Source organism: Magnetococcales bacterium, assembly GCA_015228935.1.
Classification (GTDB): Bacteria; Pseudomonadota; Magnetococcia; order Magnetococcales; family DC0425bin3; genus HA3dbin3.
Genome location: JADGCO010000060.1, coordinates 1 through 24,237 on the forward strand (window position 1 = coordinate 1; position 24,237 = coordinate 24,237).

28 protein-coding genes are annotated in these 24,237 nt (G+C 55.6%); 15 read left to right on the top strand and 13 right to left on the bottom strand.

Translation table 11 applies throughout. The features are described from left to right. Window positions 1-115: 115 nt before the first annotated feature. From HQL65_13710 to radC, 3 genes are all read right to left on the bottom strand, one after another. A complete protein-coding gene (locus tag HQL65_13710; protein MBF0137289.1) occupies window positions 116-280 on the bottom strand; it encodes a type II toxin-antitoxin system RelE/ParE family toxin in 165 nt (54 codons plus the stop codon). 101 nt (window positions 281-381) lie between these two features. Beyond that, window positions 382-621, bottom strand: coding sequence for a hypothetical protein (locus tag HQL65_13715; GenBank protein MBF0137290.1), 240 nt, complete (start codon window positions 619-621; stop codon window positions 382-384). A gap of 77 nt (window positions 622-698) precedes the next feature. Then, a complete protein-coding gene (radC, locus tag HQL65_13720; GenBank protein ID MBF0137291.1) occupies window positions 699-1,415 on the bottom strand; it encodes a DNA repair protein RadC in 717 nt (238 codons plus the stop codon). A 338-nt stretch (window positions 1,416-1,753) separates the two neighbouring features. On the opposite strand from radC, the gene dnaB reads away from it, so the two are divergent. From dnaB to HQL65_13745, 5 genes are all read left to right on the top strand, one after another. After that, entirely contained in the window at window positions 1,754-3,172 is a 1,419-nt protein-coding gene (dnaB, locus tag HQL65_13725; GenBank protein ID MBF0137292.1) for a replicative DNA helicase, read from the top strand. Further along, a complete protein-coding gene (gene alr, locus HQL65_13730; protein ID MBF0137293.1) occupies window positions 3,150-4,325 on the top strand; it encodes an alanine racemase in 1,176 nt (391 codons plus the stop codon). The genes dnaB and alr overlap by 23 nt, the downstream gene beginning before the upstream one ends. 125 nt (window positions 4,326-4,450) lie before the next feature. After that, the gene (locus HQL65_13735) at window positions 4,451-5,503 is read left to right on the top strand and encodes an SPOR domain-containing protein (protein MBF0137294.1); all 1,053 of its coding nucleotides are present in this window, start codon (window positions 4,451-4,453) and stop codon (window positions 5,501-5,503) included. A gap of 10 nt (window positions 5,504-5,513) precedes the next feature. Next, on the top strand, window positions 5,514-6,878 hold the full coding sequence (gene radA, locus HQL65_13740; GenBank protein ID MBF0137295.1) for a DNA repair protein RadA: 1,365 nt from the start codon (window positions 5,514-5,516) through the stop codon (window positions 6,876-6,878). Next, window positions 6,875-7,471, top strand: coding sequence for a CvpA family protein (locus HQL65_13745; protein ID MBF0137296.1), 597 nt, complete (start codon window positions 6,875-6,877; stop codon window positions 7,469-7,471). Before radA ends, HQL65_13745 begins: the two co-directional genes overlap by 4 nt. Before the next feature lie 243 nt (window positions 7,472-7,714). Here the strand turns inward: HQL65_13745 and HQL65_13750 are convergent, their stop codons facing one another. Then, window positions 7,715-8,272, bottom strand: coding sequence for a tRNA (cytidine(34)-2'-O)-methyltransferase (locus HQL65_13750; protein ID MBF0137297.1), 558 nt, complete (start codon window positions 8,270-8,272; stop codon window positions 7,715-7,717). 147 nt (window positions 8,273-8,419) lie between these two features. Here HQL65_13750 and petA point away from each other — a divergent pair, with 147 nt between their 5' ends. The 3 genes from petA to HQL65_13765 are packed head-to-tail and all read left to right on the top strand — an operon-like array spanning window position 8,420 to window position 11,047. Continuing rightward, the gene (gene petA, locus HQL65_13755; GenBank protein MBF0137298.1) at window positions 8,420-8,956 is read left to right on the top strand and encodes a ubiquinol-cytochrome c reductase iron-sulfur subunit; all 537 of its coding nucleotides are present in this window, start codon (window positions 8,420-8,422) and stop codon (window positions 8,954-8,956) included. Between the two features lie 48 nt (window positions 8,957-9,004). Further along, window positions 9,005-10,198, top strand: a complete 1,194-nt coding sequence (locus HQL65_13760; protein MBF0137299.1) for a cytochrome b/b6 — start codon at window positions 9,005-9,007, stop codon at window positions 10,196-10,198. 18 nt (window positions 10,199-10,216) lie between these two features. Further along, window positions 10,217-11,047, top strand: coding sequence for a hypothetical protein (locus HQL65_13765; GenBank protein MBF0137300.1), 831 nt, complete (start codon window positions 10,217-10,219; stop codon window positions 11,045-11,047). 169 nt (window positions 11,048-11,216) lie between these two features. On the opposite strand, the gene HQL65_13770 is transcribed toward HQL65_13765, so the two are convergent. Then, window positions 11,217-11,507 (bottom strand): DUF1640 domain-containing protein, encoded by a 291-nt coding sequence (locus HQL65_13770; GenBank protein MBF0137301.1) that lies wholly within the window; start codon window positions 11,505-11,507, stop codon window positions 11,217-11,219. 178 nt (window positions 11,508-11,685) lie between these two features. Here HQL65_13770 and HQL65_13775 point away from each other — a divergent pair, with 178 nt between their 5' ends. Next, window positions 11,686-12,501 carry an FkbM family methyltransferase gene (locus HQL65_13775; protein MBF0137302.1) on the top strand — a complete coding sequence of 272 codons (816 nt, stop codon included), beginning with the start codon at window positions 11,686-11,688 and terminating at the stop codon, window positions 12,499-12,501. A 20-nt stretch (window positions 12,502-12,521) separates the two neighbouring features. Here HQL65_13775 and HQL65_13780 read toward each other — a convergent pair whose 3' ends face one another. The 8 genes from HQL65_13780 to HQL65_13815 all read right to left on the bottom strand — a co-directional run bounded on the left by HQL65_13780 (window position 12,522) and on the right by HQL65_13815 (window position 18,535). Continuing rightward, the gene (locus HQL65_13780; protein MBF0137303.1) at window positions 12,522-12,734 is read right to left on the bottom strand and encodes a hypothetical protein; all 213 of its coding nucleotides are present in this window, start codon (window positions 12,732-12,734) and stop codon (window positions 12,522-12,524) included. 2 nt (window positions 12,735-12,736) lie between these two features. Further along, window positions 12,737-13,210, bottom strand: coding sequence for a type II toxin-antitoxin system VapC family toxin (locus tag HQL65_13785; protein ID MBF0137304.1), 474 nt, complete (start codon window positions 13,208-13,210; stop codon window positions 12,737-12,739). A 60-nt stretch (window positions 13,211-13,270) separates the two neighbouring features. Further along, window positions 13,271-14,065, bottom strand: a complete 795-nt coding sequence (gene blaOXA / locus HQL65_13790; GenBank protein MBF0137305.1) for a class D beta-lactamase — start codon at window positions 14,063-14,065, stop codon at window positions 13,271-13,273. A gap of 222 nt (window positions 14,066-14,287) precedes the next feature. Then, complete coding sequence (gene pnp, locus HQL65_13795) at window positions 14,288-16,393, bottom strand: polyribonucleotide nucleotidyltransferase (protein ID MBF0137306.1); 2,106 nt, start codon at window positions 16,391-16,393, stop codon at window positions 14,288-14,290. A 36-nt stretch (window positions 16,394-16,429) separates the two neighbouring features. Beyond that, window positions 16,430-16,699: a 30S ribosomal protein S15 gene (gene rpsO, locus HQL65_13800; GenBank protein ID MBF0137307.1), complete on the bottom strand. Its 270-nt coding sequence runs from the start codon at window positions 16,697-16,699 to the stop codon at window positions 16,430-16,432. A gap of 57 nt (window positions 16,700-16,756) precedes the next feature. Further along, a complete protein-coding gene (gene truB / locus HQL65_13805) occupies window positions 16,757-17,683 on the bottom strand; it encodes a tRNA pseudouridine(55) synthase TruB (GenBank protein ID MBF0137308.1) in 927 nt (308 codons plus the stop codon). A gap of 191 nt (window positions 17,684-17,874) precedes the next feature. Then, window positions 17,875-18,183 (bottom strand): helix-turn-helix domain-containing protein, encoded by a 309-nt coding sequence (locus HQL65_13810; protein ID MBF0137309.1) that lies wholly within the window; start codon window positions 18,181-18,183, stop codon window positions 17,875-17,877. Window positions 18,184-18,250: 67 nt separating this feature from the next. Then, entirely contained in the window at window positions 18,251-18,535 is a 285-nt protein-coding gene (locus tag HQL65_13815) for a BrnT family toxin (GenBank protein ID MBF0137310.1), read from the bottom strand. Window positions 18,536-18,790: 255 nt separating this feature from the next. Here HQL65_13815 and erpA point away from each other — a divergent pair, with 255 nt between their 5' ends. The 6 genes from erpA to HQL65_13845 all read left to right on the top strand — a co-directional run bounded on the left by erpA (window position 18,791) and on the right by HQL65_13845 (window position 24,236). Further along, the gene (gene erpA / locus HQL65_13820) at window positions 18,791-19,150 is read left to right on the top strand and encodes an iron-sulfur cluster insertion protein ErpA (protein MBF0137311.1); all 360 of its coding nucleotides are present in this window, start codon (window positions 18,791-18,793) and stop codon (window positions 19,148-19,150) included. A gap of 254 nt (window positions 19,151-19,404) precedes the next feature. Continuing rightward, on the top strand, window positions 19,405-21,936 hold the full coding sequence (lon, locus tag HQL65_13825; protein MBF0137312.1) for an endopeptidase La: 2,532 nt from the start codon (window positions 19,405-19,407) through the stop codon (window positions 21,934-21,936). A 123-nt stretch (window positions 21,937-22,059) separates the two neighbouring features. Continuing rightward, window positions 22,060-22,746: a hypothetical protein gene (locus tag HQL65_13830; protein MBF0137313.1), complete on the top strand. Its 687-nt coding sequence runs from the start codon at window positions 22,060-22,062 to the stop codon at window positions 22,744-22,746. Between the two features lie 105 nt (window positions 22,747-22,851). After that, complete coding sequence (locus HQL65_13835; GenBank protein ID MBF0137314.1) at window positions 22,852-23,019, top strand: hypothetical protein; 168 nt, start codon at window positions 22,852-22,854, stop codon at window positions 23,017-23,019. A 9-nt stretch (window positions 23,020-23,028) separates the two neighbouring features. Beyond that, window positions 23,029-23,904 (top strand): cation transporter, encoded by an 876-nt coding sequence (locus tag HQL65_13840; protein MBF0137315.1) that lies wholly within the window; start codon window positions 23,029-23,031, stop codon window positions 23,902-23,904. Between the two features lie 11 nt (window positions 23,905-23,915). Next, window positions 23,916-24,236 (top strand): hypothetical protein, encoded by a 321-nt coding sequence (locus tag HQL65_13845; GenBank protein ID MBF0137316.1) that lies wholly within the window; start codon window positions 23,916-23,918, stop codon window positions 24,234-24,236. The last annotated feature ends 1 nt before the right edge of the window (window position 24,237 follow it).

A 24,237-nucleotide genomic window follows, 5' to 3' on the forward strand; every position in this document is an offset into this window, starting at 1 on the left:
CAGATTGGCCAGCGCCAATCTGGAAACGCTGGATATGTGGACAGAAAATATCCTGGATGCCACAGCGCTGGAGGATGTTTTCCAGGGACGGGACAGGCAATAAGGCAGAGTGTATTCAAGGGTATTTTCTTGATGTATGTAAAATGCGCAGAATCTGTATTTCATCAGATTTTATTCTGTAAATGACAACATATTTATATTTTCCTGAAAATATTTCACGGGTTCCATGTACTCGTCCAGGAACTCCGATATGTTCATTTGTTTTGATAGACTTGATCATCTTAATATATGTGATTCATGACCTTATTTGCTGCTTCTGGATTTTCTTGTAAAATATATTCGCCGATGGAGTCAATATTTATATTGGCTCTCCGTGTTATTTTAACCCTCAAACTCAACTCCGTATTTTTTAAATGTATTTATTATTTCTTCATTTGTTACAAATTCGTGACGTTCTGCTTCTTTAAGACCGCTTTTTATTTCTTCAATGGCCCATTGATTATAATCTGAATTGTCTCTTGCCAGACGTTCCCTGATGGCATCTATGATGTAACCTTGTTTATCTTCTATTTTTTGGATTCTGCTTTCAAGCTCGTCCGGTATTTGGATATAAAATTGCATTTTTTTTTCCGTGGATGCGTGTTACGTGGAAAAAGAGGAATATACGCATTGTATCATGCGCTGATTTTTTTGGCAATTCATTCTGAATCCAAAAGGCGATTCTGGATAAAACTGAAAATTTGTTCTTCGGCGACGATGATGTGATCGACGACCTGGATGCCAATGGGAATCATGGTTTGTTGGATGAGTCGGGTAAACTGCACATCCTGGGGGGATGGCGTGAGGTGTCCGGAGGGGTGATTGTGGCAGAGGATCACGGCGGCTGCCTTGTGGCGCAGGGCGGTTTCCACCACCAGACGCGGCCCCACGAGGACCCCTTTGACCGTGCCGCGATTGATGAGAGCGGGGTAGATCAGGCGAAAGCGGTTGTCGAGACAAAGAAGATAAAAAACCTCCTCCGTCCGACCGGCCATGAGGGGAACCAGATATTGTTGGGTGGCTTCGGGGGTGTTCAGGGGGGCCTGGTTCCGACAGGCACGATCCCGCAGATAATAACGGGTGATCTGCGGCAACAGGGAGAGAAAGGCGGCGGCATTTTCGCCAATGCCGGGAATTGAGGCCAAATCCTGGGGATCGGCTTCGAGAACCGCAGAAAGTGTGCCGAAACGGCGCAGCAACACATGGGCAAGGTCATTCGTATCCCGGCGCGGCAAGGCGTAAAACAGCAACAGTTCCAATGCCTGATGGGGCTCGAACTGGTCGATGCCCTCGCTCAGGAAACGGTTGCGCAACCGTTTGCGGTGACCGAGGTGCAACTCTCCTGTCTTGCTGCTGTCGTGGGTCGATGGTTGCATGGTGTGTTTTCTGTATCGTACCAGATGCCGATGGGGAGAAAGCCGGTTTGTTAAAATCTGAAATTTAAATCGTGAAGTTGAAAGCTGAATCAATGAAGAACCCAATCCAGACTCGTCACCTGACAGTATCTGGAAAAAATTTCCGAATGGAAAGTGGATTGATGGTTTTGATTGTTTGGGATGAAAGGTGTGATGTCCGGAAACTGGATGCCACCGCATTCCTGGGAGCGTGGATGCCGCGTATCCTTGTCCGGGAGTCGGATCTGGGTGAGACTGGGTGAGCGATTCGTGCTGGAAACATTCTCAAGGAAGAGGTTCCCATGGAAGACCCCAACGCCATGCCCATCCAGGCACCGGATGATCCCGGGTATCTGGATGCCGATTCGGACACCCATGGCGGCAGACCCCCCTCCCGGAAAGACCATCAACGCCGGCCTGCCTATTCCCTGGAAGCGGAACAATCGGTTCTGGGCGCAATCCTTCTGGACAACACCGTCGTGGATCAGGTGGCGGACATTCTGGAACCCGATGATTTTTATGTGGGGGCGCATCGGGTTGCCTATCAGGGCATCCTGACCCTGCTGGAACGGGGACAGCCTGCCGATCCGGTCTTGTTGCGGCAGCATCTGGAAAAAAATGCGGACCTGGATACGGTGGGTGGTTCCGGGTATCTGGCAGAACTCGTCAATACGGTGCCATCCACGGCCAATGCCAAGGCCTATGCGCAACTGGTCCACGACAAATCGGTGTTGCGGGAGTTGGCGCGCCAGGCCACTGCCGTGGTGGATCTGGTTTACGAAGGTCGCGAACAGGTGGAGACCATCCTGGACGAGGCCGAACAACGCATATTCGGAGTGGCCGAAAGCAAGGATCAGCGGCGCAGCGGCTATTTTGAGATGAAGCCGGTGGTGCGACAGGTCCTGGAGCATCTGGAAAGTTTGATGGATCGGCGGGTCTCGGTGACCGGGGTGCCGACCGGATACAAGGATCTGGATGAAAAGCTGACCGGATTGCAAAAATCGGATCTGGTGATCGTGGCTGGGCGGCCCGCCATGGGCAAGACCAGTCTGGCCTTGAATTTTGCCGCCAATGCGGCCATGGATCACCAGAAGTCCGTGGGCATTTTTTCCCTGGAAATGTCCAAGGAACAGCTCGTGATGCGCTTGCTGTCGGCAACCTCCCGGGTGGATGCCCAGGCATTGCGGACCGGACGTTTCAATGATGACGAATATGGCCGGTTGATCCAGGCTGCGGCCCGGCTGTCGGAGACCGCCATCTATATTGATGACACGTCGGCTTTGTCGGTATCGGAATTGCGTTCCAAGGCACGACGCTTGCGGAAAGAAAAAGGGGTGGATTTGATCATCGTGGACTACCTCCAGCTGATGCGCGGCTCGAATCAGGTTGAAAATCGTGTCCAGGAAATTTCCCAGATCAGCCAGGGACTCAAGGCCATAGCCAAGGAGTTGTCGGTGCCGGTGGTGGCGGTCTCGCAACTGTCGCGGTCGCCGGAGAGTCGCACCGATCATCGACCTATCCTGTCGGATCTGCGTGAATCGGGCAGCATCGAACAGGATGCGGACGTGGTGATGTTTGTCTTTCGTGAGGAGTATTACAAACCCGACGATCCTTCCCTGGCGGGACGCGCCGAGGTGAATGTGGCCAAGCAGCGCAACGGGCCGACCGGGGCCGTGCCCCTGACCTTCCTTCACAAGTTTACCAAGTTTGAAAATCATGCAAAATCAATCAATAACTAAAGAAAGTGGTCCCCCATTGCGGCCAACCTGGGTCGAGGTGGATCTCGGGGCGGTGGCACACAACTATCGGGTGGCGCAACGAAGTGTCGGCCCTGACGTGGACGTCTGGCCGGTGGTCAAGGCGGACGGCTATGGTCTGGGGTCGGTGCCGGTGGCGCGGGCCTTGCGGAGTGCCGGCGCTGCCGGGCTTTGTGTGGCACTTTTGGAAGAGGGCGTGGCGCTGCGGGAAGCTGGCATCGAAGGTCCGGTGGCGCTCTTTTCCGGATTGAGCGGGGCCTGTGCGGAACAGGCCGCAGCCCTGGATCTGGAACCCTTTTTGTACGAGCCGGGCAACGATCTGCAAATCCTGGCTGCGGCCACTCTGGAACGACCCTTGCGGGTGCATGTCAAGGTGGATACGGGCATGGGACGCATCGGGATTCCACCCGAGGATCTTCTGGCGTTTTTGGCGGCCCTGGATCGTTTGGGGGAACGGGTGCAGGTGGTGGGCCTGGTGTCGCATCTGGCCTGTGCCGATGAGAGACAACGCCCGGAAACCGCCCGCCAACTGGCCGTCATGCAGAATCTCCTGGCCCATCCCGACGTGGCAAGACGGGGTTTGCGGGTTTCCCTGGCCAATAGTGCCGGATTGCTGGGACATGCCGCGACCCGTTTCCATTGGGTGCGTCCGGGAATCATGCTGTATGGGGCATCGCCGTTCTATCCGGCGGAGAGTTGGCGGGATACGGGTTTGCGGCCCGTGGTGACCTGGCGCAGCCGGATCATCCAATTGCGTTCCATGCCGAGTGGCACCTCTGTGAGTTATGGACACTCTTTTACCACGACCCGGCCTTCCCGTCTGGCCCAGGTACCGGTTGGCTATGGGGATGGTTACAACCGTCGGCTGGGCAATCGGGGGCAGGTGCTGGTTGCCGGGCGACGGGTACCGGTGGTGGGGCGGGTCTGCATGGATCTGATCACGGTGGATGTCACCGATTTGCCGTTTGTCGAAGTGGGAACGCCTGTCACCCTGCTGGGTGCCGATGGGGCCGAATTGATCGACATCGAAGAGATGGCAACCTGGCTTGGCACCATTCCCTATGAGGTGATTTGTGCCCTGGGTCGGCGTCTGCCGCGCCGCTATCTGCGGAGTGGCACGGACAGGGTGGCATGATTTAATAAAACAGGCATCGATTTTGCTTCTTCACCAGGCAGCAGTGCTGATTGACCGGCAGGTCTCATCGGGCAGGAGCAGCGGTTGATCGGTTTGTCTCTTCGACTGACAAATGCGAGACAGGCATGGGTGAAGCAAGGGAAGCCAGGGCAGAGCCGTTATTGGATGAACAGGACGGGCGTCGTGTCTGTGTGGATGCAGGTTTCGGTCTTGACCTGAGTCTGGATGGCGGCGTGGTGCCTGTCTTGAATGAGTTTTCTGCCGAAAATGACCAGATCCGGGTTGCCGTGTCCGGCAGGATCGAAGCCCCAGAGCAGGTTGCCGTGCCTGACGGGATCATGCCCCGGATGCAAAGCCGGATTGACGTGTCCGCCATGGTTGCGGAAAGACTGCAAGGCCGGACCGGTATGCCTGACAGGAGCGGTATGCCTGACAGGAGTGCGAAACCCATGACGCTGCCTGCTCGAATCCGGGCCGGTTTGCCTGATGAGGATGCCAAACCAGAACCGGCTCAGCGGGCCGAATCCGGTCTGGAAGCGGTCTGGTATGGAAAAAAGCCCTATGCATTGGCACCCATGGGTCGCATGGAAAATTTGCGCGGCGTGGGTCTGGTTTGTCGGAACAAGGCGCAGCGGACCAAAAAGGCATTGCGCTCCAAAATATGGGATCGTTTGGGAAAATCGCTGGTATGGTCCTTGTTGGGATGGTGTGTGGCCGTCGGCGTTCTCTGGGGACTGAACGAGCGATACCGGATCACGGTTCCCATGGTGGAGGATGCCGAGGCTTCTGTGGTGGGCGTGCAGCCGGCACCCAGGCCATTACTGGTTTCACCCTTTGCCACGATCCAGTCCGTGGTCAACATGCCGCCCATTCCCGGTTGGGGTCGGTATGAGGTTCTGGTTGGCTCATTCGTGGATCCCATGCAGGCGCGGCGGTTGCACCGTCAATTACTTGGTATTAATACCGTGGATTATTGGCGCAGTGGGGTCGAGGATGGCCGGCCAAGAATTCAGGTTCTGGTTGGTCCCTTTGCCAAAATTGACGAAGCAAACCAGATGGCCAGGGATCTGCGTGGACGTCTGGGCGTGGAAACCCGGGTATTGACTCTGCATCCGGCACATGCGTCGGCAACGTCGGGTACGTTGCAGACGCTTCATCCACCGAAAGGCGAGAAATGAAATCAAGAAAATGGGACGATTGAAGCAGCGGTTTCTCTGTGATGCCTGTGGTGCCGAACAACTCCGTTGGGAAGGCAAGTGCGGGGCGTGCGGGGCGTGGAACAGTCTCAAAGCGTTCACGGTGGAAAAAGGACACACGGAACGTCCAGGAGGGATGGAAGCGGCTGGGGGTGACGGCCCGGTGCTGTTGGCACAGGTGGTCATGGGTGAGGATGCCCGGCTGCTGGTCGGCATGGTCGAACTGGATCGGGTCCTGGGAGGTGGATTGGTTCCGGGGTCGGTAATCCTGATCGGTGGGGATCCGGGCATCGGCAAATCCACGTTGTTGTTGGAAGCCTTGGCGCGTCTTTCAACCCGGAACAGGGTTCTTTATGCATCCGGGGAAGAGTCTCTGGTCCAGATCAAATTGCGCGCCCAACGCATGCGTCTGGTGGAGGATTTTTTATGGGTTGCCATGAACAATCGTCTGGAAGGGGTGTTGCAGGCGGTCGCGGCCAAGGAGCCGACGGTCCTGGTGGTCGATTCCATCCAGACCCTGGCCAGCGATGCCTATCCGGCAGCAGCCGGAACAGTCGTGCAGGTCCGGGAGTGTGCCGCCCGCTTGATCATGGAAGCCAAACAACGAGGCATGGCCGTGTTTCTGGTAGGACATGTGACCAAGGAAGGTCAGATTGCCGGTCCGCGCATTCTGGAACACATGGTCGATACGGTTCTCTATTTCGAGGGAGAACGGGGACATAATTATCGGATTTTGCGGGCCGTCAAAAACCGCTTTGGGGCGGCCAACGAAATCGGGGTTTTTGAAATGCGGGATTCAGGTTTGCATGAGGTGCCGAACCCGTCGGAGCTGTTTCTGTCCGAGCGCAAACGGGGTGCGGCGGGATCGGTGGTTTTCCCGGGGGTGGAGGGGAGTCGGCCCGTGCTGGTGGAGATTCAATCCCTGGTGGCACCCAGTTCCCTTGCCATGCCACGGCGCACGACCCTGGGTCTGGATGCCAACCGTCTGGCCATGTTGACGGCGGTGCTGGAAAAACGTCTGGGGCTTGGCCTGTTCAACCATGACATTTTTTTGAATGTAACAGGAGGTTTCCGAGTGACTGAACCGGCGGCGGATCTCGCGGCAGCGGCCTCTCTGTACGCATCCCATCGCAACCTGGGAATTGATCCGGGTCTGGTGATCATGGGTGAAATGGGCCTGGCAGGCGAAATCCGGACTGTCGGTCATGCGGCAACCCGCATCAAGGAAGCCGCCAAACTCGGTTTTACACGCTGCATTCTGCCAACCAAGTGTCGCAACAATCTACCCGACAACCTCCCCATGACCCTGGATGGGGTCGATACGGTGGAGGAAGCCATGGAAAGACTCGATCTATGAACGGCATCGATTATCTGTTGTTGTGGGTGGTAGGCTTTTCCATCCTTTTTTCAGTGTTGCGTGGCAGCAAACGGGAATTGGTGATCCTGCTGGGTTGGGTCGTTTCCCTGGTGCTGGCGATGATGTTGGCCGGTTTGCTGGAACCGCGCCTGGTACCCTATCTGAAGTCCCATGGTCATGCCGGTCTGGCAGGTACCGTTGCCTTTCTGGTGATTTTCATGGGCATCAAGTTACCTTTGACCGTCACGCACTGGGTGGTGAATCGCCTGTCTGGTCAGGTGGAATTGTCTCCATTCAGTCGATTGTTGGCGGTAGGGTGGGGCGTTGGACGGGGCATTGTCATCCTTTTGACTGCTGGCATGGTGTGGCTCTCTTTTGATCCCCCATCAGCAGCGGCTTTGCATCGGTCACGTCTGGCTCCCTGGTGCATTGAAGGGGCACATCGTCTGACGGCAAAATTTGTTCCGGATTCCATGCTCCGTGACCAGGTCATGGCAGGGTATGGACACTATCGGCGGGGGGGAAGTGCCATCAAGCCCGCCGGCGGATCTGCCGAGCCTGCCAACGATCCACAGGATTTGGCCGGTGGATGAAAAAACAAGGTAACTATTCAGCCCCCCTATTTTAGTAAACGTTTGAAAAACTGGGAAGGAGGTCCAGGAGGAAGGGCTGTGCCCTTCCTCTTGGCGGGGTTTGGGGCGGAGCCCCAACAAAGTCTTCCATGTCAAATCCTTTTTATGAAGGGGTTCTGAATGGTTACAATGAATTGAAAACAGGGAAGGTGGTTGGAACATTCATCCCCGGTGGGGACAGGGGTGGATCTGCCTGGTGGGAGGTCAGATCAGGCCGGTGAAACCGTTTTGGCGCAAGGCTTCATACAGCACCACCGAGACGGCATTGGCCAGATTCAGGCTGCGCACGGCGTGCAGCATGGGAATGCGGATCAGTCCGGCCTGAAACTGCGCCAAAAGCTCCGCAGGCAGGCCCGAACCTTCGGAGCCGAACAAAAAGCGATCTCCCGGAACGAAAGTACAGTCGGTGTAGGATTTTTTGCCACGGGTCGAGACGGCATATAGAGGGGTGTCCACGGGATGTTCGGCCCAATAGCCGGGCCAGTCGTCATATCGCCGGACCGGATTCAGGTGACGGTAATCCATGCCTGCCCGTCGGACCGCCGCCGCATCCAGACGGAACCCCAAAGGTCCCACCAGATGCAGCATGGCCCCGGTCACGGCACACAAGCGCATGATGTTGCCGGTATTGGGCGGAATCTCTGGACGCAGGAGAATAATATGGAAAGGGGGTGGCGTCCCCCGGACCGTTTCTGTGCCCAACTTTGCCGCATCGCTGACCACGTGTTCCCTCGTTCGCTGCGTTGCCTGTTTATTGATCATGGAGGCTTGACGCTACTCGCGTAATCTGAAATATTAGCCTCTTCTTATGAATCTTTTCCACATTTTTCAAGATCCAGAAAAGTCAACAGGAGCTTTCCGGGAGTCAAAATCCCCCAACAGCCTTTCGTATACCTCACGGGGAGGTCAATGGAACCCATGGTCATCCAGCAAGAAGAAAATCGCCGGGACTTTCTGATCCTGGCCACCAGTGCGATGGGAGTTGCAGGCACAGCCGCAGCCTGCTGGCCGTTCATCCGGTCCTGGAGTCCTTCCGCCGATGTTTTGGCCCAGGCCACGACCGAGGTGGACATCAAGAGCATCGAAGAGGGCCAGATGATCACGGTTCCCTGGCAGGGAAAACCCGTTTTCATTCTGCATCGTACCGCCGCTCAGATCAAGGCTGCTCAGAGTGATGACAGCGCTCAAATGACTGAACCGGAAAAGGATTCTGCCCGTACTCACAAGCCGGAGTGGCTGGTCGTCGTGGCGCTGTGTTCACACCTGGGTTGCGTCCCGCAACCCGTCGGTACCGGGGACTATGGCGGCTTCCTCTGCCCCTGCCATGGATCCCACTACGATACCTCCGGGCGCATCCGGAAAGGTCCCGCACCCAAAAATCTTCCCGTGCCGCATTACGAATTCAAGGATGCACAGACCCTTGTAATCGGCAAGGCGGTCGCCTGATGGCGGTCCGGTTGAGTTGAAGGAGGCCAACCCGTGTTCAAGTTTATCATGGAATGGGTCGATGCGCGTTTGCCCGTCAGCGACCTCATCAAAAGTCAAGCTACCGAATATCCCACCCCGAAAAATCTGAACTATTGGTGGAATTTTGGTTCCCTGGCCCTGTTCGTTCTGATCATCCAACTGGCCACGGGTCTGTTCCTGGCCATGCACTACAAACCCGATGCCCTCAAGGCGTTCGACTCTGTCGAACATATTATGCGGGATGTCAACTGGGGCTGGTTGCTCCGTTACCTCCATGCCAATGGTGCCACGGCCTTCTTTGTGATGATCTACATTCACATGTTGCGTGGCATGTACTACGGATCGCACCGCAAACCCCGGGAAATTCTCTGGTGGTTCGGTGTCATCATTTTCTTCGTTCTGATGGCCACCGCCTTCATGGGTTATGTCCTTCCCTGGGGCCAGATGTCCTACTGGGGTGCCTCGGTCATCACCAACCTGGTTTCAGCGGTCCCCGTGGCCGGTGAAGATCTGGTGGTCTGGGTCTGGGGTGGTTTCTCTGTCGGCGATCCGACCCTCAATCGTTTCTTTGTCCTCCATTTCCTGTTGCCATTTGCGGTTCTGGGCCTGGTGGTCCTCCATCTCTGGGCTTTGCATGCCGTCCATTCCAACAATCCAGATGGTATCGATCTGGAACACAAGGACACCATTCCTTTCCATCCCTACTTCACCATCAAGGATCTCTACGGTGTGGGGGTCTTTTTGATCGTCTTCTGTATCTTTGTCTTCTACTCCCCCAATTTTTTCCTGGAGCCGGACAACTATATTGAAGCCAACCCCATGCAGACTCCGCCGCACATCGTACCGGAGTGGTACTTCCTGCCTTTCTATGCCATCCTGCGCTCCATCGACTTTTTGGGTTCGTTCAGCAAACTGGCAGGGGTCATTGCCATGGGTGGTGCCATCGCCATTCTGTTCCTGCTCCCGTTCCTGGATCGTTCCCCGGCCCGCTCTTTTCGCTACCGTCCCATCAGCCGGGTCCTGTTCTGGATCTTCGTGGTTGACAACTTCATCCTGGGATGGGTCGGCTACAATCCGGCGGATGCCACGGTTCTCGGCGGAATGCCCATCGTCTATGTGGGTCGTGCCGGCACCGCCGTCTACTTCAGCTACTTCCTGTTGCTCTGGTTCATCACCGTCACAGGCATCGAAAAACCCCGGCCATTGCCCAAGAGCCTTTGAGGGGAGGAGGGAGCAATCATGAATCGCACACAAACCATCAAGGCCGTTTTCATCGCCACGGCCATGATCATTCCCCAGTCACTGTTCGCCTCCTCGGGAGGTACACCCCTGCCCAAACAGGAGTGGGGGTTCACGGGCATCTTCGGCCAGTTCGACAACAAGGTCCTGAAACGGGGAGCCAAAGTGGCCGCCGAGGTCTGCCTCAGTTGCCACTCCATCAAATACATCAAGTTCGATTCCCTGCGTGCGTTCGGCTTCTCCGAAGCGGAAATCGACAAAATGGCCTCGGCCCAGGGTCGGACCAAAAAAGATAAAATGATGTCCGCCATGGAACCGGCTGCCGCCAAGGAGTCTTTTGGCATCGTTCCCCCGGATCTTTCCCTCATGACCAAGGCCCGCAAGGGTTATGAGGATTATCTCTATGCCATCCTGGTCGGCTATATCAAACCCGAAGAGGCCGAACTGGCCAAGCGGGTCATGGCAGACAATGCACTCTCCGACGAGGAACTCAAGGAAGTGGCCAGCCGCCTGCACCTGGACCCGCATCAAAAAGACAAGGTCATGGAGACGCTGAGCCGCATCAACAAAGGCGATCAGTTCAACCGCTACTTTCCAGGCAACTTTTTTTCCATGCCACAACCCCTTTCCGACAAACAGGTGGAGTATACCGACGGCACCGAAAGCACCTTGCCGCAAATGTCCCGCGACGTCGTGACCTTCCTGGCCTGGGCCGCCGAGCCTACCGCCCCGGAAAGAAAATCCACCGGGCACAAGGTCATCCTGTTTTTGATCGTCTGGACGGTCATGCTCTACGCAGTCAAAAAACGCATCTGGGCACGGGTACACTGAAGTTTCACAGCCCGTTTTCAGACCCGCACATGACAAGACACGGACCCCGGTGGATTCATGCACCGGGGTCTTTGTTTTTCGTGGATTCAATCTGGAGATGGATTCAATCTGATGCAAGACAAAACAGTTTTTGCGGGGAACCGAGGCAGGGTGCGCTACAATGCAGGCATCAATGCGGGAAAACGGATTTGATGAGGAGAGCCGTGATGCCAGCCACACAAACCGCCACGCCCCACTTGAGGGGGGCTATTTCGGCGGCAATACGTAGCTCCAACTCCTTGAACCGGGTTTCCCACTTTGTGTCCAATTCCCGAAGATCCCGTTTGGTGGTGAGTTCCTCCAGGTTGTGATCAAACACTTCGGCCTGGGCCTCGGCCAACCCTTCGGCCTGTCTCTCCTCGAAACCGGCTGCCCTGAGAGTTTTGACGTATTTGAGCGTATCAAAGGCGATTGTCGTCATATTGAATTCCTCCTTTGCTTGAATCTACAATAATTTTATATTTTTTGCCACGGTTATTGCGGTAATCAACCCTGTGTTGACCTGGGGAAAAAAACGGCGACCTGATTTGACAAATTCATGGTCAGGGAGAAAATTTCCGATATCTTTCAAGCAGGATCATGCAGACGGAGTTTGGGTGATGGCCATGACGGATCCTTCGACCAGTCCAAAAAATGCCGCGTTCACGATGCACCAGCAACAGTTTATTTGTGGTATTGACAATCCCCTCTATGAAAAATTTTGGAACCGGGTGAACCGTGGCCAATGGGAACCGGAAACATTGCAAACTTTTGATACTTGTCTCAACGAAAATATGGTCACCGTGGATATTGGTGCCTGGATTGGTCCCACGACGCTCTATGCCAGCAGAAAATGTCGGAAAGTCTATGCCTTCGAACCGGATGCCGTTGCCTTTGCCGAGCTGAAAAAAAATGTTGCAAACAACAATATAGAAAATGTCGAGCTGTTCAATCTGGCCATTGATTTTCAGAAGAGCGACAGGTGCCTTTACAAGAAAACCGCTTTTGGCGATTCCATGTCATCTTTCATCGACGTTGCGGGTGCTGCCGAATTTCAGAAAATTTCATCCGACAGATTGGATAACTTGGTTGCGGCAGATGTGTTGGCAGGCGATGTTTTTTATAAAATAGATATTGAAGGCTACGAATATGATCTCATGCCAAAACTGGCTTATTTATTCAATAATAAAAAATGCATTTTATACCTGTCGGTTCATCCCATGATTCTGGCCGGGGTTGCCAAGGGAAATCGACTGCTGCGGAGTTGGAATACGGCGAAAAAAACCTTGGCTTTGCGCAAGGCTCTGCCGTTTGATCAATGCAGTCGGAGCAATATACAATTATTCTATGATATTTTTATGGGGGTTCTGTTCAGGCGGCATTGGAAGCTTGATAATATGTCTCTTTTGTTGAGTCATGGCCGTGGGGGAAGGTAGTTCAGACCTTGATCATCATTTCAGTCACCGACAGAAGAGTCAGGCTTTTCTGCTTCGCAGCCAATTTTATCGATTTTTTGGGCAGGTCTGGGTCTGAAGGTAACAGTTTTTCGACCTGACTCTTTTTCAGATCGTTTAAGATCCTTATAAATAGCGTCCAGGTCGTAATTGAACCGGCTGGCATATTCCTCACGAGTCTTGCGGATTTCTTCAATAATTGGATCTTTCCACATGGCTACTCCTCCAAAAATTGTTCAGGTGTGGCGATGGTTGGAGGTTCAAAGTTTAGCCCGCGACATGTTTTTTCAATTTTATATCGCATAACTGCGTTAGCGATATGTTTGCAATTCCAGGTCAGCAGAAAATCCATATTTTGTACGGTAGCAATGGCGATATGAAGGGCATCGTTACCGGCAATCAGGGGAACAGCTCCATATTGCACCAAATGTTTGGCCAGAGTCAACGCATCTTCATTGATGGTCAGAGTTGGTAAACCTTCTAGAAGTACCAATCGTCTGGCAACAGCATCGTGGTTGCCAGCACTGATTTCTTGTATCACCAGTTCAGAGGCATACAGGTCAAAGTGGCTGCTTTGTTCGTGCCACCATGTGGCGGTAATTTGCTGGTGGGCTGCCACAATCAAGTCACGGCTGGGACGAGCAGCCAGATAGCTGACAATACTTGTTTCCACGTAGATTTTTGATTTCATGGTCAAATCAATTTCGAAAAAAATCCAGTTCGGGCGTTGAGTGGAAACCTCGGGGATGGACTACATTGTTGCCAATGCTCCCGAATAACGCAATGCAGTCATGGCCAGGGATTTGCGGAGGGGGGCATCTTCCAGGGATTGCATGGGGATATTGACAGCGAAGGCCACGATTGTCCCCTGGGTTTCCAACCAGCCGACATACCAGCCGATCATCGGTTTGGCTGCCGCGGCCCAGCCGGTTTTGCCAAAAAGATGGGCATCCCCGAGCTGTTCCTGGGGGATGAGACGGCGCACGCTCTCCAGGGATTGTTTTGCAAAAGGGAGCTGGTTCTGGGCCAGACGGGCCATGAACTGGGCCTGTTCCAGGGGGGAGATGGCCAGGGGACCTTCCAACCAAAATTGATCGACCTTTTCACCAATTTCATGGTTGCCATAGCCGATTCTGGTGACCCATTCTGCCAGGCGTTGCAGACCGATGCGGCGGGCAATCTGTTGAAAAACCGGTACGGACGAGACCGCCATGGCCTCTTTGAGGGTCAGATCTTTTTCCCAGGTTTTGAGGGGGAGGGGGGTTCCATCCCAGGGGAAGAGTTCATTCTCCTGCACCACACCGGTTTCCAGGGCAATGAGTGCATGGGGTACCTTGAAAGTCGAGGCTGGCAAAAAACGTTCCTGGCTGCGGGTTGTATCAGAGACCCGGACCCGATTGGTATCGGTCTCCAGCAGAACAATACTTCCTGCCACCCCTGCCTGTTGCAGGATGTGGGTCAACCCGGAGTCCAGTTCTGTTTCTGCCTGGCAGGAAAGGGCGGTGAAAAACAACCCGATCATCAAGCCGAACAGGCAGTTTTTCATGATGAAAGACTGGGAAGGAGGTCCAGGAGGAAGGGCTGCGCCCTTCCTCCTGGCGGGGTTTGGGGCAGCGCCCCAATAAAAATTTCTTGGCAATTTTTTTTTCCAAAACTGCATATTCATAAAGTGGACGCGGTTTGGACAACCTCCAAGAAAAAATCCCGGGGAGTTTTCAACCTCCCCAGGATGTTTACAATAGCATACTACCGGAACTGAAAGAATTTTTCAGGTTCCTTCTTCGAGTTCCTTCATGGTCAGTTTGACGCGGCCCTGGCGGTCAACGTCGAGGACCTTGACCTGCACCGTATCCCCTTCTTTGACCACATCGGTCACCTTCTGTACGCGCCGATTGGCCAGTTGGGAGATATGGACGAGTCCATCCTTGTTGGGCAGAATGTTGACGAAGGCACCGAAATCGGTGATGCGCACCACCTTGCCGGTATAGACCTGACCTTTGACCACGTCCGCGACAATGCGCCGAATGATGTTTTCGGCATTCTGGGCGCTTTCGCCGTCGGAGGAGGCGATGCTGATGGTACCGTCATCCTGGATGTCGATCTGGCAACCGGTCTCTTCGGTGATGCCCCGGATTACCTTGCCGCCGGAACCGATGACATCGCGGATTTTGTCGGGATCGATCTTGATGGTGAAGATGCGCGGGGCATGGATGGAGAGTTCACTGCGGGGCGTGGAGAGGGCCTTGGCCATTTCACCCAGGATGTGAATCCGTCCCTGCCGGGCCTGTTGCAGGGCCACGGCCATGATTTCCCGGTTGATGCCGGTGATCTTGATGTCCATCTGCAAGGCGGTGATGCCGCGTTCATTGCCGGCCACCTTGAAATCCATGTCACCCAGATGATCTTCATCCCCCATGATGTCGGAGAGAATCGCAAAACGATCCTTTTCCTTGACCAGACCCATGGCAATGCCGGCCACGGATTCCTTGATGGGAATGCCGGCATCGAGCATGGACAACACCGAACCGCACACCGTGGCCATGGATGAGGAACCATTGGATTCGGTGATTTCGGAGATGACACGCATGGTGTAGGGAAACTCTTCGGAGGTGGGCAGGATGGCTGCCAGGGCACGGGTGGCCAGCTTGCCATGGCCGATTTCGCGCCGGCCAGGTGCCCCCAGTCGCCCGGTTTCACCCACACTGTAGGGCGGGAACGTATAGTTCAGATAGAAACTGTCCCGGGCCTCGCCATCGAGGCTTTCGACGATTTGTTCATCGCGACCGGTACCCAGGGTCACGACAGCGACGGCCTGGGTTTCACCCCGGGTGAACAGGGCCGAGCCATGGACCCGGGGCAGGATTCCCACTTCACACAGGATGGGCCGAATGTCGGTCAGACTCCGGCCATCGATGCGCTGACCGGTGGTCAGGATTTGTTCCCGCACCACCTCGGACTCCAGGTGCTTGAACAAATCCTTGATTTCATTGCTGCGATCACCGCCTTGACCATCGGCGACGGGTGTTGCGGCAAAACGGGTCACCGCCTGATCCCGCACCTGTCCCACGGCCTCCTGACGTTTCAACTTTTCCCGCACCCCATAGGCCGTGCGCAGATCGGGCAGAAAATGTTCCCGGATCTGGGCCATCAGGCTGGCATCTTCCTGCACTTCCTTGACGGGCCAGCGGGGCTTGCCACATGCGGCGGCCAGTTCCCGGATGGCGGCGATCACGGGTTGAAAACCGGCAAAGCCGAACATGACCGCGTCCAGCATTTGTTCTTCGGTCAGGAACTTGACTTCCGACTCGACCATGGTGACGGCATCGGCGCTGCCGGCCACCACCAGATCCAGCCGGCTTTCCAGCATTTGTTCGCGGGTTGGATTCAGGACGAAGGCGTCATGGATGAAGGCGACCCGTGCCCCTCCGATGGGACCATCGAACGGAATTCCGGAGATGGCCAGTGCCGCCGAGGCCCCGGCCATGGCCGGAATATCCGGCGAGTTGATGCCATCATAGGACATCACGGTGGCGACGACCTGGGTATCGTTGCGATATCCCTTGGGGAAGAGGGGACGCAGGGGGCGGTCGATGAGGCGCGAGGTCAGAATTTCCCGTTCCGAGGGACGGGTTTCCCGCTTGATGAATCCTCCCGGTATGCGTCCGGCAGCCCAGTGTTTTTCCTGATAATGAACCCCCAGGGGAAAATAATCCATGCCGGGACGTTCGCTTTTTTCCGCCGTGGCCGTGACCAGGACCACTGTTTCACCATAGGTCACCAGCACGGCACCGTCGGCCTGCCGGGCGATCCGTCCTGTTTCCAGAGTCAGGGTCTCCGGTCCGAACGGAAGGCTTTTTCGATGTATATCAAACATGTCGTTGTATCCAGGGAGGTTGGATGTGATGGAGGGCTATTTGCGCAGATTCAGGCGTTGAATCAGAGTCTGGTAGCGGCTCAGCTCCTGTTTTTGGACATAGGCCAGGAGGCGCCGTCTCAGTCCCACCATTTTCAACAAACCCCGCCGGGAGTGGTGATCCTTGTGGTTGATCCGCAAATGTTCCGTCAAATTGTTGATGCGTTCGGTCAACAGGGCCACCTGCACTTCCGGGGAACCGGTGTCTCCCTCCTTGGTGGCAAATTGCAAAATCACTTCTTTTTTGCGTTCCGGGGTGATCGACATCGAACTTCTCCTTGTTTTAGGCTGGATTGTGGTGGAGCCCGTATGCCGGGGGTGGATTCAGACGATCTGGAACACCCGTTGTGGCCGACAGGAACGCCAATTCTCGCCAGCGGTCGTTTCGTCAAGGTGACCGATGGCACCGAACCGGCCATCCGGAGTCAGCAGACGCACGGGACCGGCCTGGCTTGTGGCTGCCGGAACCTGGATCGTCTGTCCGTTCTGGATACGGTGCCAGACATCTGCCCGCAGTCGCAGTACCGGGATGTCGTCCAGTACCCGATCCACGGGCAACAAAATTTCCTGCAATCGTCCCTCGGCGACCTTGCTGGTCAACTGGTCCAGGGTGACGATCTCCCCCATGGTAAACCCCAAAGTCTCCGTGCGCAATAAACGTTCCAGAAAACCCAGGCAACCGACATGGTGCGCGAGGTCCCGGGCCAGTGCCCGCATGTAGGTTCCCTTGCCGCAATGAACGGCGAGGACAGCCAGACCTTCGGCGTATTGTTCGAGTTCCAGGTGGTGGATGTGGACCTGGCGTGGGGCCAGGATCACCTCTTCACCTCGGCGTGCCCGGGCGTAGGCACGCTCGCCGTTCACATGCAGGGCCGAGTGGGCTGGCGGAACCTGCGCGATCACCCCTTTGAAGTGGGGCAGGGCGGCGGCCAGGGTATCTGGAGCGGGCCAACGATCATCCTGTGCCACGACCTTTCCCTGGTTGTCGCCGGTATCCGTTTCGGAGCCGAAGCGGATCCAGCAGCGGTATTTTTTGTCGCCGGCCAGGACCATGGCGAGGGTTTTGGTCGCCTCGCCCAGGGCCACGGGGAGCAGCCCTTCGGCAAAGGGATCCAGGGTGCCACCATGTCCGGCCTTGTTTGCGCCGGTCAGACGACGGACTGCACTGACCACCCCGAAGGAACTCATGCCCACCGGTTTGTGCATGGCGAGCCAGCCGCTGGGACCGGGTGCCTGGTTTTTTTTGCTCATGGTTGAACTTTCACGTTGCTGGGCATGGGGCATTTTTGACCACGGAAAAGTTGCGCCCATCCATCATGGCACGGTGCGAACGGGAGTGGTCGTGTGGATGGGCATTTTCGACAAGAAAAGGATCGCGTCGAAGATTTCCAGGGTTGGGTTTGCGGAGAGCTTCCAGGTTTCTGGTTAAAATCAATCCACGGTCAACATGGGAAGTTTCTCGATTTTCGGGGAACAGCATCGAGGGTGCGTGAGACCCCTTCCGGGTCACCTGCAATAACAGTAAGATAAGCGCGCACCGGTTGATCCGGCTCCGAACGTCCCTGCTCCCAATCTTTCAGCGTCCCAATGGGAATGTGATAGCGTAGCGCAAATTCCTCTTGCGATAATCCAAGCGCACGCCGCAAGGTCTTGGTGCGGGGTATACGCTTTGCACGCTGCAATTGGTCGGGAGTCATGGGACGTGCATCGGGGTCGGTGGCTGCTGCCGCTGAAATTTCGTCTTCAGTCATGGGGCGCATGGGCATTTCAGGGAAATCTCTTTCGCTACCATCGGCAAGTATTTCAACGACTGTACCGTCAGCGCGAATTTTCGCGGAAATAATCGTCTTGCTCATGTCGCTCTGCCCGCCGTGCTGAAATGATCCAGATGTGTTCATGGCGTTCTGTGTAGGTCACATGCAAAAGAACACTGTCACACAAACCAACCAGATTCGTGCGCTCTTCCCCGTAATTTTCACGCTCGTCAATCCAGGCGACTGCAAACTTGTCGCCAATCGCTTGGGCACCTTGCTCGAACGTCACGCCGTGTTTGTGCCAATTGGCCTTGGCCTTCTGGGAATGCCAGCCGAACTGCTGTCTCATGGTACACGGGTTATCTGTAGTCAGACCAGGATGAAATCGGGTTGCCCCACTCACACGTGGCACACAAACGACATCTCACTCTATCATGGGGCAACACGCCGGAACAGGCCTGAGAAAGACGGATCCCGGACACATGGGCAACTTATCGATTGCTCCAAGGCGTGATTGCGCTACAATGGGGTTTCCAACAATCGACGATGTGACGTATCCTTCGAGCGTCACCATCCAACGGCCACTTTCAGGAGCGATTGCCCCATGTCCTTGACCTTGACCCAGAATGCCACCCGCAAGCTCGATTCCCTTCTCAAGGAAGAGAACAATCCCAAACTCAAATTGCGGATTTTTGTTTCGGGCGGCGGTTGTTCCGGTTTCCAGTATGGCTTCACCTTCGACGAAAATCAGGATGGTGAAGACCTCCTGCTGGAGTCGGATGGTGTCGGTGTGCTTGTGGACCCCATGTCTCTCAATTATTTGCGGGGAGCCGAGGTGGATTTTGTCGATGATTTGAACGGATCCCATTTCGTGATCAAAAATCCGAATGCGGGCAGCAGTTGTGGCTGCGGCAACTCCTTCAGCCCGAAAACCGATGGCAGTGGTTGTGGTCACGCGACCTGATCCGGACGCATTTTTTTGTCCCGGACAGTAAAGACCAGGGAAAACGCCGATTCCTCTTCCAGACTCCCTGTTTGTGACATGATCAACAAGGAGGGAGTCTGGGGAGGCGTTCCCCAAGGTTTTGTTTTTTTTCTGTTGTATGGGGTTGCGGAATCAGGCGAGGCACCCCATATTCAAGATCATGAATAACCCTGTTGACTGTTGATCCAGACAAGCAGGGGAGATGAGGTAAGCAACTTCCCCAAGGAACATTCATGGCCAACAAACCACCCAAAAAAGCCCCTCCTGCTGCCCCCCCTTCCGATTCCGATGATCCTGCCGATCCTGCCAAATCCGCTGATGCCACGGATTCTGCCGATTCGTCTGCGGATGAGACTGAAAAGAACAGTCCTGATGCGGAGAGCGGTGCAGAGTCATCCGATGGTGCCAACTCGCCAATCCGGATCGAAGATGTTCTGCCCACGGAGCTGGTCCTCTATCCTTTGGGGGGCCGACCGTTTTTTCCGGGCATGTTGACGCCGATCCAGGTGGAAGGCTCGCCCTATTACGAAACCATCCGCTGGGCCTTGGACTCTCCCGGCAAAATGTTCGGCATCATTCTGAGTCGCGCCGAAGATGGGCAGGAGGTTTACAATCCGGACAAACTGTTCCGGTTTGGCACCGTGGTGCGTATTCTGGAAGCAGCCCTGAACGAACCGGAAAAGCAGGTCAAACTCCTGGCCGAAGGGATATCCCGTTTTGAACTTGCGGAGATCATTCCGGGCGATGGACCCATGCGGGCCAGGGTGATCCACCACAATACCGCCACGGAACTGCTCGATCAGGATACCCTGAAACCCTACACCATGGCGGTGATCAACACCCTGAAAGAGATTCTCAAATACGACTCGCTCTACCAGGAACAGGTGAAAATGTTCCTGTCGCGCCACAATTTCAGCGAGCCGAACCGGTTGGCGGATTTTGTCGCCTCGATGACCAGTTCCAGCCGCGAAGAACTCCAGGAGGTCCTGGAAACCCTGCCCATCATCACCCGCATGGAAAAAGTCCTCTCCCTGCTGAAGAAGGAGCTGGAGATTGTCAAGCTCCAGGACAAGATTTCCAAACAGGTGGAAGAGGGCATCTCCGACAACCAGCGCCATTTTTTCCTGCGGGAACAGCTCAAGGAGATCCAGAAGGAACTCGGCATTACCAAGGATGACCGGACCGCCGATCTGGAACGGTTTCGGAGCCGCATCGAAAAATTGACCCTGTCGGAGGAGGCGCAAAACCGCATCCGCGAGGAGATGGACAAGCTGGGGGTTTTGGAGACCAGTTCTTCCGAGTATGGCGTCACCCGCAACTATCTTGACTGGCTGACCTTGCTTCCCTGGGGTGTCCACTCCAAGGACAAGGTGGATCTGAAACGGGCCAGGCGCATCCTCGATGACGACCATGACGGTCTGGACGATGTGAAAGAACGTATTCTGGAATTTTTGGCCGTTGGCAAACTGAAAGGGGAGATTGGCGGTTCCATCATTCTGCTTGTGGGGCCGCCCGGCGTGGGCAAGACGTCCGTGGGCCGGTCGGTGGCGCGTTCGGTCGGACGCCAATTTTATCGTTTTTCGGTGGGGGGCATGCGCGATGAAGCCGAAATCAAGGGCCATCGTCGCACCTACGTGGGGGCCATGCCCGGCAAGTTCATCCAGGCCATTCGCCATACCAAGGTGGCCAATCCCATCATCATGCTCGACGAAGTGGACAAGATCGGGGCCAGTTACCAGGGCGATCCCGCCTCGGCCCTGCTGGAAGTCCTCGACCCCGAACAAAATACCGAATTTCTGGACCATTATCTCGATGTCCGGTTCGATCTGTCCAAGGTGTTGTTCATCTGCACGGCCAATCAACAGGATACCATTCCCCGTCCCCTTCTGGACCGCATGGAAGTGATCCGTCTCTCCGGCTATATCGCCGAAGAAAAATTGCGCATTGCCCGCAATCATCTGATTCCCAAGCAACTGGTCAAAAATGGCCTGACCCGTGTGGACCTGCGCATTGCCACCGATGCCCTGCGTACCATGATCGACGGGTATGCGCGGGAGGCCGGGGTGCGGCGTCTGGAGCAAAAAATTGGTTCCATTGCCCGCAAAACGGCAGTGCGTATCCTCGATGGTGCCGAAAAACCCATCCGGGTCAACCGGCAGGACGTGGAATCCTTCCTGGGCAAGCCCGATTTTCGGGACGAAAAACCCCTGAGTGGTATCGGCATCGTGACCGGTCTGGCCTGGACTGCCATGGGGGGGGCCACCCTGGATGTGGAAGCGGTCCGGATCAGTTCGGAAAAAGGCGGCAAAAACAGCATTATCTTGACCGGTTCGCTGGGTGATGTCATGAAAGAGTCCGCCCAGATTGCCCACAGCTACCTGCTTTCCCATGCCGACAATCTGGATGGCGAGATCAGCAACATTGAAGGAGTCATCCATTTGCATGTACCCGAAGGGGCGACACCCAAGGATGGTCCATCGGCGGGCATCACCATGACCACCGTGCTGCTGTCGCTCATGCGGCAGGAGGCCGTGCCCCGACGTCTTGCCATGACCGGCGAAATCACCCTGACCGGTCAGGTCCTGGCCGTCGGTGGTATCCGGGAAAAAGTGATCGCTGCCCGTCGGGTCGGAATCCGGGAACTGATTCTCCCCGATGCCTGCCGCAAGGATTACGGCGAAGTCCCAGACCATATTCGCGAAGGGTTTACCGTCCATTTCGTCAAAAAATATCCCGAAGTGGCGCGGATCGTTTTCGGTAAATGATGCTTTTCACGCTGGTCTGGTATACCATGTGCGAATGATCCGGGGCGGGTGCCTGTACCCTGAACAGGGGTCGTTGTGCCGGAAACCGGTACGGGTGGTTTTTCATCATGGAGGAGGGGAACAATGCCCAATACTGTCGAACTCACCAACCCGGACCAGCTTGCCACGCTGACCGGCAAAAGTTTTGCGATTGCCAAACTGGGTGGCGGCAAGGCGTCCTTGACTCCCTTGACCCCTGCTGCCGGCAGCCAGAGCGTGCCAGCCAAGATTCTCCTGCAAGGGGTTGAAATCGAGGGTTTGCAGGCTGCCCAGGCAGCCGTCGGGCAGGGTGGAGCGGCACAGGCCGGTACAACAGGTGGGCAGACATTGCTTGCCGCCAAAATACCGTTGGTCGAAATCGAAGGTGCTGGAAAAACAGTCGGAGCCGGAAAATCGACCACGGTCATTTCCCTGCAAACCCAGGGCATCCTGAAGGCCGGTACGCCAGGGACCATTGAATTGCTGCGTGGTGAGGCCAAAATTGCCCCCGCTGCCCAGACAGCACCTGCCAAGGCACCCCTCCAGGGGAATCCGGTCGGTGCCACCGCCGGCGGGGTCAAGGCCCAGACAGTGGCCATGACCGCCACGCCAGGGGATCATGGCGGGGCCGCTGCCAAAAATCTGGCCATGGGTTCGACCCTTGCCAAAGGAACCGGTCTGGGTGTGGGCCTCACGGTCTGGGGTCCGCTGTTGCTGGCTGGAGTGGCCACGGCGGTTGTTGGCGTCGGGGTTTACAATTATCTCCAACGCAGAAATGGCCAGACAAACTGATCGTAAAAAAACGTTTTCCAAATGGCCGAATCGATGATCAAGGCCAGTTTTTCGAACGTTTACTCATGCAGAGTGCGGATAGTTACCAAAAAAATTGAGAAGGGCATGTGGACGAAAAGTCGTCGCATCCCAACAAAAGATCCTGGCTGGATGCTATGGCTGTGGCGCGTCTTGAAGGTGATTGTTCTGGGTTTTTTCATTGCCCTGTTGGCCGGGCTGCTGACCAGATCCATTCTGGCGCATCTGCTCGGCTGGACGCGCATTCACCATTGACGTTGCGCCATGATTGACGCCCAATGTCGGTCCTGTCGCGACTTTGCCATTGTCCTGGATATCATCGTCAATCTGGTGCAGGCCCTTTTCATGGGACTCATGGGCTTGTTCACCGGCAGCATGGCGTTGCATGCCCTGGCGCTTCACGCCTTGGGTGACTTTCTGGCCAAGGGACTGACCTTCATCAGCCTGAAGATTGCCTCCTGGAGACCCACGCCGGCCTTTCCCTATGGTTTTGGGAAACTCCAGTTTCTGGCATCGGGCATCATCGGTGTCGGTCTTTGTACGGGATCTGTCCTGTTTCTTGCGGAGAATGTCCGCCATATCAACGAACGCCTGGTCGAATCACCTGGACTTCCTGCCATTTTGGCTGCCCTGGCTGGTTTGTCGTCCAGCGAAATCATGCACCGATTCCAAAGCTGTGCCGGCGAGCGCAACAACAGCCCCATACTCAAGGCCTCAGCCGCTGATAATCGCGCTGATGCCCTTTCCTTTGGCGTGGTGGCCATTGGCCTGTTTCTCTCCGCTTTGGGTATTGCGGTTGCGGATCATATTGCGGCCACCCTGGTTTCCATCCTGATCATCAAAATGGGTCTGGAGATTGTCGCCGAAAGCTTCCATGGTCTGATGGATGCCGCCTTGCCCGGCAACGTCATGGAAAAAATCCATCAAATGGTCAAAAACTGGCATGAACAGGTGAGCGTGGAAATGTTGCGGGGTCGCAAACTGGGGGATGCCTGGGAGATCAATCTGACGCTGCGGGTTCCGGCAATCTGGACCACCCTGGTCGCCCACCAGCAGACCCAACAGCTCCGGGAACTCATTCACCGCCAGATTCCGCATACCCGGGATGTGTTCATTGCCATCCTTCCCTCTCAGGAATGATGGATGCCGGCGTGACAAAATTTTTCCGGACTGGGCGCGGAGGTTGGCTTGGCACGGCACTGCTGGTGTTTCTGTTGGCGGTTCTGGCGCATGTGGGCACGCTGTCCGGCGAGTTTGTTCTGGATGACCGTCCTTTTCTGATCGACAATCCAAAAATGGCGGATGTGGCCCGGCCTCCCAATTTTTTTTCCGGGGGACTTTGGACGTTCAGCAACATTCCGGTCGGGGATGATGCCATCTATCGGCCTTTCTTTGTGGCCACCCTTTGGCTGAATAACCCTAAATCCGGCAATTGGATCGGTAGCAATTTGGAGAATATCTTGAGAAAATAGG